At 39.5% G+C, this 11,748-nt stretch carries 10 protein-coding genes and 1 riboswitch; of the genes, 3 read left to right on the top strand and 7 right to left on the bottom strand.

From position 1 onward, the window contains the following. Positions 1-5 precede the first annotated feature (5 nt). The 7 genes from KPL54_RS06000 to KPL54_RS05970 form a co-directional block, all read right to left on the bottom strand. Positions 6-1,223 (bottom strand): molybdopterin molybdotransferase MoeA, encoded by a 1,218-nt coding sequence (locus KPL54_RS06000; protein ID WP_216105726.1) that lies wholly within the window; start codon positions 1,221-1,223, stop codon positions 6-8. Between the two features lie 82 nt (positions 1,224-1,305). Continuing rightward, a riboswitch (molybdenum cofactor riboswitch) is annotated at positions 1,306-1,447 on the bottom strand. Between the two features lie 45 nt (positions 1,448-1,492). Next, on the bottom strand, positions 1,493-2,014 hold the full coding sequence (mobB, locus tag KPL54_RS05995) for a molybdopterin-guanine dinucleotide biosynthesis protein B (protein ID WP_216105725.1): 522 nt from the start codon (positions 2,012-2,014) through the stop codon (positions 1,493-1,495). Positions 2,015-2,064: 50 nt separating this feature from the next. Continuing rightward, a complete protein-coding gene (locus tag KPL54_RS05990) occupies positions 2,065-2,745 on the bottom strand; it encodes a molybdenum cofactor guanylyltransferase (protein WP_216105724.1) in 681 nt (226 codons plus the stop codon). 170 nt (positions 2,746-2,915) lie between these two features. Further along, positions 2,916-4,397: a [Fe-Fe] hydrogenase large subunit C-terminal domain-containing protein gene (locus KPL54_RS05985; protein ID WP_216105723.1), complete on the bottom strand. Its 1,482-nt coding sequence runs from the start codon at positions 4,395-4,397 to the stop codon at positions 2,916-2,918. Positions 4,398-4,401: 4 nt separating this feature from the next. Next, the gene (locus KPL54_RS05980) at positions 4,402-4,956 is read right to left on the bottom strand and encodes an NADH-ubiquinone oxidoreductase-F iron-sulfur binding region domain-containing protein (RefSeq protein ID WP_216105722.1); all 555 of its coding nucleotides are present in this window, start codon (positions 4,954-4,956) and stop codon (positions 4,402-4,404) included. Beyond that, positions 4,953-7,262: a molybdopterin-containing oxidoreductase family protein gene (locus KPL54_RS05975; protein WP_216105721.1), complete on the bottom strand. Its 2,310-nt coding sequence runs from the start codon at positions 7,260-7,262 to the stop codon at positions 4,953-4,955. The genes KPL54_RS05980 and KPL54_RS05975 overlap by 4 nt, the downstream gene beginning before the upstream one ends. Positions 7,263-7,668: 406 nt before the next feature. Next, positions 7,669-8,391 (bottom strand): FadR/GntR family transcriptional regulator, encoded by a 723-nt coding sequence (locus KPL54_RS05970; protein WP_216105720.1) that lies wholly within the window; start codon positions 8,389-8,391, stop codon positions 7,669-7,671. A 429-nt stretch (positions 8,392-8,820) separates the two neighbouring features. Between KPL54_RS05970 and KPL54_RS05965 the strand changes: the two genes are divergently transcribed. The 3 genes from KPL54_RS05965 to galU all read left to right on the top strand — a co-directional run bounded on the left by KPL54_RS05965 (position 8,821) and on the right by galU (position 11,747). Next, positions 8,821-9,492: a response regulator transcription factor gene (locus KPL54_RS05965; RefSeq protein WP_216105719.1), complete on the top strand. Its 672-nt coding sequence runs from the start codon at positions 8,821-8,823 to the stop codon at positions 9,490-9,492. After that, the gene (locus KPL54_RS05960) at positions 9,489-10,553 is read left to right on the top strand and encodes a HAMP domain-containing sensor histidine kinase (RefSeq protein ID WP_216105718.1); all 1,065 of its coding nucleotides are present in this window, start codon (positions 9,489-9,491) and stop codon (positions 10,551-10,553) included. Before KPL54_RS05965 ends, KPL54_RS05960 begins: the two co-directional genes overlap by 4 nt. Positions 10,554-10,832: 279 nt before the next feature. Beyond that, positions 10,833-11,747 (top strand): UTP--glucose-1-phosphate uridylyltransferase GalU, encoded by a 915-nt coding sequence (gene galU / locus KPL54_RS05955; RefSeq protein WP_216105717.1) that lies wholly within the window; start codon positions 10,833-10,835, stop codon positions 11,745-11,747. Position 11,748: the final 1 nt, after the last annotated feature.

The raw sequence follows: 11,748 nt of genomic DNA, 5'->3' as shown, positions 1-11,748 counted from the left end.
ATGATCTAATCTATTAAATAGGCTTTTAGGACAGTTCCCTTTGCCAAAGCTTGAGAACCAGCAGGTACAACAGCTAGTACATTACAACCAATCATAGAATGAAGAACTCCATTTTTCTGGTTCTCCGGTATTCGCATCCTAATCTGTCCACTATCAAGTTCCAATTTTCCTCTTAGTAATCGAGTTTTAGGACTTCTTTTTGGAAAGTCATTCGCAAGTGTGATATATGTAGTGACAGAGACAGTACGTGAATGACCCGAAAGCTTACGAATAAGAGGTATGGTAACTGCATAAAAGTTTGTCATAGAAGATGCTGTATTTCCAGACAGACAACAAATCATCTTTCCACCCTTGCGAGCATAAATGCAGGCACCGCCAGGCTTTAGAAACAAATCACGTACCAAAATTTCAGCTCCCAAAAATTCGAGAGCGGCTGGCGTTCTGTCATAGTCTCCAACACAAACACCCCCGGTACTGATGATCATATCACAGGAATCGAGTCCCTTTTCTATTACGAATCGAATGTCTTCCTCTATATCCTTTGCGCATCCTAAAAAGACAGGTAAAGCTCCCGCATGCAGGCACGCAGCCTCCAATGCATAGCGGTTTATGTCATGGATTTTACCTAAAGAAGGTGCATCTTCGGCGTTTAATAGCTCGTTGCCTGTTGAAAGGATTCCAATCATTGGTTGACGATAAACCAATGGCGTTAAAATTCCCTGTGCGGCTAGTACTCCCACTAAGGAGGGATCAATAACCGTCCCCTTTTCAGCCAGTAGATCTCCTGCCTTAACGTCTTCTCCAGCTGGCACTATGTTAGACCCCACTGAAACTGAGCCATATAAAGTTACTTCGTCTTTACTAAAATTAGTATCCTCATATTTCACGATGGCATCAGCACCTATAGGTACAGGTGCGCCAGTCAAGATTTTTATAGCTGTCCCCCCCACAACCGACTGAGTAGGAACGCTCCCAGCTGCAACCTCTTCTAAAATACGCAAAGTTACTGGCCTATCTTGGGAAGCATAAGTAGTATCTGACGCAAAAAAAGCATAGCCATCATATGGTGAACGGTCAAAAGGGGGAACATCTGTAACAGCCCTAGTATCCTCGGCTAGCACCCGGTCAACCGACTCAGAAATGGAAATCTCCTCGGTAGGAAGAGTGGTGCACAGATTGATTAAAAGATCTCGGCCATACTCAAAATCTAAATTATGTTTCATATATTGTAATACCTCCTAAAAAACTCTCCTCTGCTTTGAAAGGACAGAGCGTTCCAGAACAACAGACTCCGGGAGTATTAAATTCCAGAATAGTAGCTCTCCTTTTCAAAGATGGAAGGCACCGGCGTTTCCACCGTCACCTAGAAACCTAACCGAATTGATTTGGTTTCGGACCGGACCGCATGATTGCTTTTAGCGCGCCGGACTCGGAGAAAATATTCATATTGTTTTGTTTTCTATAACAATTTTGTTGTTAGTTAATCGTAACATCATTCCTCAGCTATATAATTCATAGTGTACTCGTAAATCAGTTCAGCGAGTAAGTCAATATCATCTAAAGAAAAGCAAGGAATTGAAATATCAAGCATCTCGTCAGTCATAACAGCTAAGCACTCATCTGGCCTGCAAAGAAGCGTAGATGAGCTAACTGCGCGGCGGTGAATCTCGATTTTCGGATATACACTTTTCTTATATCCCTCGGTTAAGATCAAATCTACTGGAGGCAAACGGTCAATTACTTCCTCAATTGTCAGCTTATGACGGCATTTTTCGATGAACGCAACCTTCTCAGCCGAGGAAATAGCCACTACATCAGCACCGGACTGTGCAAAGCGATAGCTGTCCTTGCCGGGATAATCGATCTCAAACCGATGGGCATCGTGTTTAATTACAGCAATAATCAATCCTCGTTTTTTTAAAAGGGGAATCAATTTTTCGAGAATTGTAGTCTTTCCGGTTCCGGAATTTGCGACAAAGGTAATTATAGGCGACTTTTTGTATTCTTTTTTCATTGATTTATCTAATCTCCTTGCTTATAGTAGATAGAAGGTGGTGCTCCATACTACCTGTTTGAGAACTTTGTACACTGGCGCCATATCAGGTCTGAGGCTGAAAGAATGTGATTGTAGTCCTCTGGTGTATTTATGTTTTGAAGCATTATTGGTTTAAAACCTGGAAACCTTTCTGCGGGTATATATAGCGGCAGAAGTTCTTTCTCTATTAATCGAAAAAGTGTAAGACGCTTCTCTTGGATGGCCTTTCGCATGATAGGCAGTGCTGCTGCACGCCTGAAAGCCGATAACACAGGAAAAGCCCTTCCATTTCCAGTCAGGATCAGAGCATCGTTTTCCATACTGCGATAGCTCAAAATAAACTCTAAAAGCTTTTGTGGCACCATCGGCATGTCGCATGGAATAAAAATTACCCACTCCGCCTCTGTTTTTTCCATTACAGACACCATTCCAGATAATGGCCCACATTCGGTTGCTTGATCCAGAATATTTACAAAGCCTGGTAGAGGTTGGTCAATATCATCAGCAACCGAGAAATATCGTTCAGAAAAAAGGGAAAGTTTTTTCGCTGCCAGCTCTTGAAGGGTCTTTCCTCCCAGAAGCAGCTTTCTTTTATCGGTACCCATGCGGCGACTCTGTCCTCCAGCAAGAATAGCGGCTGCAATTTTCGTCGTGTCCTTCTCAGACAACCATGTATCCGACGTGGAAAACTCTTTTGTTTTGCGATCCATACCTATCCCTCCTAGTATAATGGATATTCTACTTGCTGATCGATTGATTGCCACTCTTTAGGTGCTAATCTAGGGTACTACGCGCATTACGGCCTTTCCCAGTGGCACATTGGCGCTGAATGCAGCTCAAAGTTCATAATCATTTTAATCAATAATTATGATGAAGGCAATTAGGCATTTATCCTTACAACATTGTAAGGTGAAATGCCGTTTTTGACTTCTGTCAGTAGTTCACGAACCTGCCCAAGATTTTTTGCAACTGCTGCTTTAACGTTGGTGTTACCAATATACAGATCTAATTTTTCGGTATTGTTGCCGACTTCCCAGGTAACAGGGGCGAACAGCTTTCCGAACTGCACATAAGAGTTTTCAATCGATCCAAAACTATCAAGCTCAGATGGATGAATCCTCTTTGGATTAACGCCTGTTCTCAGGAATATACGGTATAGCTCTCTGGCGTTGACAACGAAATCAACACTTCCGTTTTCCACTGCTTCTGCTGCGTTTTCGTTATCTGAAACAATTGAGATCGTGCGGATATTTTTAGTTCCAAGCTGCTTTTCAGCCGCGAAAACTGTCTTCGCATATTTTCCGAACTCTTGCTGAGGTGATGCATAATTAAGTAAAAGCTCTGAAAAATCGGCAAAATTATGCTTCATGAACTTAGCCGCCGCATAGCTATCTGTAATGATAATAGGGCTCTTCTTGTCACGTTTAATTTTATCGGCCAGTGCCGATGCGGCTGCATTTATAGCTTTCGCTGAAGCGAAATCATCTGTTACAACATAGTCGACTCCAATTTTGCGTAGTCCTGCAGCTACAATTCGAATATCAAGCTCAGAGGAGCCAAATTTAAATAAAGTGGAAAGCTCTTCCAAAACGTCTGAAGAAATCTGGGCAATCGTAGTAATGTCATAATTGTGTGTGTTGTACAGAAGTGCGTCAATATGTTCCTTAAAAAACAACGCACCTGTCGGGCATGACTGCACGCATCTTCCGCACTGAACGCATGAACTGTCAGCATGTCTTTTTTGACCTTCTGTAGTAACCATAATTTCAGATCCACGGTTAATAACGTTCAAGGCATGTACTGTCTGCACTGAATTGCAGATATCTGAGCAGCGTCTGCATTTGATACATTTGTTGGGGTTACGTACTATAGAGCCTGTGGAACTATCAATTTCATACTTGTATGGCTCCATCTCATATGGCAAGGCATCTACCTTGTACTCACGTGCCAATGTCTGTAGCTCACAGAATCCGTCTCGTACACAGTCACAGAAGAAGCACATCTCGCAAAACTTCGGATCCAGATCTTCGCATTTGCTGCTACCAATTCTCAAGCAGTGGTGGCAATCTACAGCATGACGGGATAGAAGAAGTTCGAGCGTTGTCTTTCTGCTCTTGCGGAGTGCTGGAGTATCAGTCCTGACTACCATACCTTCGGACACTCTCGTAACGCAGGCAGGTTTGTAGGTTCTGCCACCCTCAACTTCGACCACGCATATACCGCAGTTCGCTCTGGGATTGAGCATTTTTATGGTACAGAGGGTTGGAATTCTGATACCGCCTGATACCGCTGCAGCCAGAATGGTGATTCCCTTGGGAACTGACAACAGCTTGTCATTGATTGTTACATTCACAAATTCCATTTTATCATACCTCCTGAGTGCTTAGGATAACACTAAAATCATCTGGGAATAAATTCATTGCACTGATTATTGCTGTTGTGGCTCCTTGTCCCAGCGGGCAGAAGCATGTCTTACCCATATACTCAGACAGCTCGCGGATCTGTTGCATATCTTTCACTGTACCTTTTCCGTCAGCTATCTTTTCTGTCAACTGCGCCACTCTGAGCGTCCCTTCACGGCACGCAACACATTTACCGCAGGATTCATGTTTGAAAAAATGAGTAATACCCACCAGCATATCAACCATATTATGGCTGTCGTCGATGACGAGTACCGCGCCTGAACCAAGTGCACCGCCAATTGCTCTCATGGATTCGAAGTCAACAGGAGTATTAAGCTGATCAGGCGTTAAAAAACTGCACGAATTTCCTCCGACTTGAACAGCTTTGAGCTTGCGTCCGTTTACTACACCGCCGCCCAGTCCAAAGACGATATCCCGTAGTAAGGTGTTCGTCGGCACTTCAAAGCATTCTTTATTGACAACATCGCCGCTCAATGTTACTTTATATTTTGTATTCATGATTCGCTACCTCCTAATATTGCTTCTACTCGGCACGGCACATACCGTGCTATTGGGTCCCCTGTCATCTCATCCATATGCTTTGCAGGTAGCAGGGTGTTTGCGGAAATGCCATATTTTTTCCCATTAAATTCTAAGCCAAAATGATGAGGAACGAGAATATAGCCTTTACATGTCTGATAAGTAAATTCCGTTTCTATTTCTACTGAACCAGATTGAGTCGTTATCCTAACCTTCTGGCCATCCTTTATACCAAGCTCTGCTCCGTCTTCGGGATTCATTGCAATTACACAGGGATTACGATATTTATTTGTTCTGGGGTTTCTCATTACGTTGTTGACTCCAGCGTCTGTGTGCCTGCCGGAGCTCAGTACAAGCGGGAACTCTACTTTGGTCGTAAGTGCCATATCTTCCTTTTCAGGTGTAATTCTCTTAATATATTCATTAATATCTTCATTAAACAAATGTATCTTTCCGTCGGAATGCGCAATTCTGTGGAAGTTTTCATTATCGGCAATACCGAATACTATCCCCTCAGGGTGATCCATAATTTCCTGAAAAACAGCATCCAACAGGCAAATATCTTTAAGCTTTGGTATTACCTGCATTATCCTGTGAGTATTTTTTGGTTTGTGGCCTGCACGCTCGATCTGGCCGGTGCCAGCCAAGGGAGAAGTTATCGTGGCTGCCCACGTCAAAGAACAGGCTACGGATCCCATTGCTTTGCCCAGGGTTTTAGCGATAATCATCGGCAGAACATCAGCGGACAATTTCTTCTTGACAACAAACAACATAAGCTTTTTCAAATACTTTATGCGGTCTCCGGTAGCCACAGCATTTTTTGCCGCTTTGTAGAGACTCTCCGGAATTTGGGGGATAAGGCCCATGGCATCGGCCATTCTCATCCATATCTCGCCACCCTCAAGGCGCTCTCCCTCTGGTTTCAGCACCGGGTGCTTTAAGTGGCAGATAGTCTTAGGCCAGCTATATTGGAAAGCGCAGAAATCATAGCCTTCATATGCGGTAGTCTCAGGCAGAATGTAATCCGCAATCCTTGCTGTTTCACTCATGCAAGTTTCCATAACAACTAAAAGATCAAGATTGTTAAGAGCTTTTTCCATCAAGTTTGTATCTGGGTAGGAACGTATTGGATTACTCATCGCCACAACCAGTGAACGCAAATGTTTCGGATGATCGCTCAAAATCTCCTCTGGTAGGCAACCCACAGGAAAAGATCCTTTGACCGGCGCATAGTTCGACTCTAATGTTCTCCATACCGTTTGGTCATGATCGTCAGTACCAAGACCTTGGTCGAACATTATTTCTTGCACGACGCAGCCACCGGGAACACAGAGCACTCCGCAGACACTCATCATAACGATAAGTAGGTAAGGCGACAGCGTATTGTGACGTCCCATTGATATACCTAAATCCATATGCAGTCCCCATTTACGGGTTGTTAAAATTCTACATAATTTTTTTACCTCTTCATACGGGATCTGACATATGCGGCAAGATTCCTCTATATCAACATTTGTAAACCACGGCTTAACCTTGTCGAAATCCAGAGCATGTTCATCCAAGTAATCTTGATGCTGCCAGCCCTCCCGAAGGATAAGCGCTATCATCGCACGAATAAGCAAAGCGTCCGAGCCAAGGTGCGGAGCAACATGCATATCTGCCATTCTGGCTGTCTCCGAAAGGCGGGGATCAACTAAGATGAGCATCTTTTCGGGATCCTCAGAGAATTCGCGAACGATAGTCCTTGCCCGTGCAATCTGATGTGTAACATAAGTGTTTGTTCCCCAAAGTATAAGGACCTCATTTCGTGCTTCATCAGGGTCAGCAAAATTGAACTGGCCACCGAGTATCTTGCCGTAACTCCACCATGGTCCCATAAATTCAGCACCTATCGCTGTGAACTGATTCTGGGTTCCGACCAATTTCCTAAAAGTCTCTGCCATTGCGTAGTTTGCCTGAGCTGCAGGCAATGAACACCCCACAGTACCGATAGCACGTGGACCATACTCATTCAGAGTCTGGTTCAATTTCTCTCCAATTTCTTTAAGCGCCTGTTCCCAGGATATTTTTACGAACTCATTACCTACGCGCTTGAGTGGATAGTTCAGTCTGTCAGTATGATGCTGATAATTTTTGATAGAGCGACCTTTTCTGCAACAATAGTTTTGGCTTCGAGGACTTTTCGGATCCGGTCTTACATTCACAATCATGTTGTTTTCGGTTTGCACTTCCAATCCGCAAGCCTGTACGCACATGTTACAGTTGGTTCTTTTCCATTCTCCCATTGAATTTCCCCCATTATGTATATTTTTAGAAGTGTCAGATGGGACACTTCCAAATTACAATATATTACTCATCTACTGATATAAAAAAATAATATTTCTATTCTGATATAGCCTAAAGCTTTCTATAACAATCGTAAATCAGTCATATTTTTTCATTTGCCTATCTTTCTGTACTTATAAAAATACGCACTATATTTTACAATTGATTCTATATATGTAGTTTGGTATACCATATCACATTATAATTTTATCATACATTTATATGGTATACCAGATATAATTATATTTTTTTGATATGGTTTGGTTACATCTAAGCATCATGTTTTTTCGCAATAAAAAAAGCGCTACTGCAGTAATTTCCACAGCAACGCATATTTGTCAAACACAAATTAATCATAAAAGTCATTCATTCTGTTAGTCGAAAGCCAAGTGCCTTTCCAGAAGTGTCGATTTCGTCCATAATTGCTTCTCTTGCCTCAAGTGCATTTTTATTGCGAATAGATTCAAAAATCTTCCGCATGATGGCTAAGCATTGCTGTTTTCCGTCTTTTCCCGTCAATATGAAGTATTTTTTATTCAGTGCATAGACAATGGGATAAAACGAATTATACATCAGGGGATAGATGATATTACCGGAGGCAATACTGACGCTGTGATGAAACTTGAAAGCAAGTTCCGCAAGTTCCGCAATATCATCTGTATTTTCCATCTTAATCAGGTGCGACTCGATGACCTCCAAATCCTCTTCACTTCGGTTCAACGCCGCCTTCATCGTATTGGTATTTTCCATATCCTTTCGAAACTGCATAAAAGATTGCAGCATCTCTATGTCAAAATCATCGCCGTTGTATTGCATGATGGAATTTAGCACCTCCACCTTGCCCTTATTTTTATAATTAGAAACATATGTTCCTGTACGCGGAATTACTTCTAGAAAACCCTTTGCCTCCATATCCGTTATCCCGCCGTTTACAATTGCGCGGCTGACCTTCATCTTTTCTGAAAGCTCCCGCTCAGTAGGCAGTTTCGTCCCTATAGCCATCTTGCCGGATAGAATCATGCCTTCCATCTGTTTTACAAACAATTCTCTCAAAGATGGAGTTTGTAGCTCCTCAAAAAACAATTCCATTATTAACCCTCCTGAACACTCTTTAAATTGAATTATAATACTTTGACGTCACATGTCAATACTTTATTATAATATACTTAAGTAGATATTTATAAATATTTTAATAACAATATAATCCCTTTAGTAATTAGTTGTGTTAGTTAATACTATCTAAACCTTGGCGAACAAGTTGAGTAGAAAAACGGACCATTTTATCTTTATCCATCTGGCATCCGGATAGAAACCAGTTTCGCCATAGAGCAAAAACACCATGAACCATAATTGACAATTAATTAATTAATTAATTTCCATAGTAATTTATAAAATATATAAAAAATATTTTATGATAACATGAGAGTTGCAGTTAAAAAATTAACAACTTTTTAACATTAATATTGTATAATATAATTATTAATGAAGTCTTATAAGATGAATGGAGGAACGCAGGCGATGTTTAATATTCTTGTTGTTGAAGATGATACAAAATTGAATTATATTATATGCGCTTATCTTAACCGTAATGGGTACAACGCTTATGGATGCAAGAATCCGATAGAAGGATTTGATAAAATGGCTTCCACCATGTGTGATTTGATTATTTCAGATATTATGATGCCAGAGATGGATGGTTTTGAATTTGCAAAGGTTATGAGGGAACAGGATAAGACAATGCCAATTCTATTTATTACTTCCCGTGATGATATCTCATCAAAGCAGAAGGGGTTCCGTATTGGCATTGATGATTATATGGTGAAACCGATAGATATGGATGAATTAATACTCCATGTTGGAGCTCTGCTGAGGCGTGCGAACATTGCTAATAAAAGGAAGATTACGATTGGAAGATTGGAGATGAACATTGATGAGATGACAGCAACCTTGGATGAAGAAGAAATTCCGATAACAGTTAAAGAATTTAATATATTGTATAAATTGCTTTCCTATCCGAAACGTACATTTACTAGAAGTCAGTTGATGGATGAATTTTGGGGATTATCCAGTGAAAGCGGTTGTCGAACTGTGGATGTATATATTACAAAAATAAGAAATAAATTCTCCGATTGCAAAGACTTTGAAATAGTAACGGTACATGGGCTGGGATATAAAGCGGTGCTAAAATGAAAAAGGATAGAAAAACAAAAGATAAGCGAATTAATGCAAGCCTTTTTTCACTAAAAGAATATTCGTTAATATTTATTATGCTTTTTATAGTAATCAATACTTACAACGCTGTTAATTACAGTTTAAAAAGGGAACATGATTCGTCCTTTATTTTTATTAACGGTTTATTGCTGGGAAATTTAATCTTTTTATGTTTAGTCATTTGCATCGCACTAGGAGTAATAAGAGAGCATATTATAGGTAAACCGATTAAAAAAGTTTGCAAAGCTGCGAATAAAATTGCTGATGGCGATTTCTCGGTAAGAATTGCGCCATTTCGTACAGCTGGTAAAAAAGATGATATAGAGGTTTTGATTGATGTTTTTAATAAGATGGCAGTGGAACTGTCAAGTATTGAAATGATGAAAAATGACTTTATCTCTAATGTATCACATGAGATTAAGTCGCCACTTTCTGTGATTCAAAGCTATTCTATGGCATTACAAGATGAGGATCTTTCATTAGAAGAGAGGCGAGAGTATACGAAGACCATCGTAAATGCAACACAAAAATTGTCATCCCTTGTAACGGGTATCCTAAGACTTAATAAATTGGAGAATCAGGTTATATTTCCGGTAGCTGTGGAATATAGTCTGGACGAACAATTACGTTGTTGTGCGCTTGACTATGAGGAAAAATGGGAAGAAAAAAATATTACACTGGAAGTGGAACTTGATGAGGTGACTATAGCTAGTGATGAAAGCCTATTAGAAATTGTCTGGAATAATTTGATAGGAAATGCAATTAAATTTACTGATGAGGGTGGTATTATAAATCTGAAATTGAGAAAAGAAGAAGACACAGCCGTTGTAACAATTGGGGATAGTGGATGCGGCATGCATGAGGAGATAATAAGACATATTTTTGACAAGTTTTATCAGGGAGATGTATCTCATTTTAAAGAAGGAAATGGGCTGGGACTCGCTATGGTGAAGAAAGTCTTGGATATTGTTGATGGAGAGATTAAAGTAGATAGCAGACCAAATGAGGGAACTACTTTTACTATAAGTTTACATATATAAAGGCAATGAACTTTTGTAATAAGATTACATCATAAAACTACATCATAAAAATGATAAGGAGCTGTCTTTTCTAATGATTTAAAAAATCATTAGAAAAGACAGCTCTTTTTTAATGGAAAAAAACTCCTATATTCAATTTAACATTTTTCTAAAAATATTTCAATTTAACATTTTTTTAATATTTCTTTAAAAACATTTTAATATCGGCATAATATAATAAAAACATCAAGTAAACAATTAAATATTAAAAACAATTTACAGAAAAAGGAGATATATTATATGAAAATTAAAAAAGTTATTATACCGGCAGCAGGACTTGGAACAAGGTTTCTACCTGCGACAAAGGCAATCCCTAAAGAAATGTTACCTATAGTCGATAAGCCTACAATGCAATATATTATAGAGGAAGCGGTTGCTTCTGGCATAGAAGAAATATTAATTATTACAGGAAGAAATAAAAAATCTATTGAAGATCACTTTGATAAATCAGTAGAACTTGAGCTAGAATTAGAATATAAACATAAGGATGAGCTTCTTAAACAGGTTAGAGACATATCAAACATGGTGAATATACAATTTATAAGACAAAAGGAACCAAAAGGACTTGGACATGCTATAAATAAAGCAAGAGCTTTTGTAGGTAATGAACCCTTTGCTGTAATGCTTGGTGATGATATAGTTGATGCTAAAACTCCATGCTTAAAGCAGTTAATGAATTGTTTTGAGGAAAAGAATGTAACAATAGTTGGAGTTCAAGAAGTAGCTAAAGAAAATGTTGATAAATATGGCATAGTTGATGGAGTTCAAGTCAGTAATCGAGTATACAAAGTAAATAATCTTGTTGAAAAACCTGATGTTAATGTAGCACCCTCTAATTTAGCTATACTTGGTAGATACATAATAACTCCAGAAATTTTTGATATATTAGATAATACATTACCTGGCAAGGGCGGAGAAATCCAGTTAACTGATGCTCTAAAAACATTGATTTCAAGGCAAGATATGTATGCATACGTATTTGAAGGACGTAGATATGATGTAGGTGATAAATTGGGATTTCTTGAAGCAACAGTGGAATTTGCTTTAAAGAGAACTGAATTAAAGATTCCATTTATGAAGTATCTTCAAACCTTAAAAAATAATGATAACTTTAAGGGGATATATGAAGAAGCAACTTGTGACAATGAAAAATAAG

The sequence above is a fragment of the Clostridium estertheticum genome, from assembly GCF_018861295.1.
Taxonomy (GTDB): Bacteria; Bacillota; Clostridia; order Clostridiales; family Clostridiaceae; genus Clostridium_AD; species Clostridium_AD estertheticum_D.
This window is presented reverse-complemented; position numbering and strand designations above follow the sequence as displayed.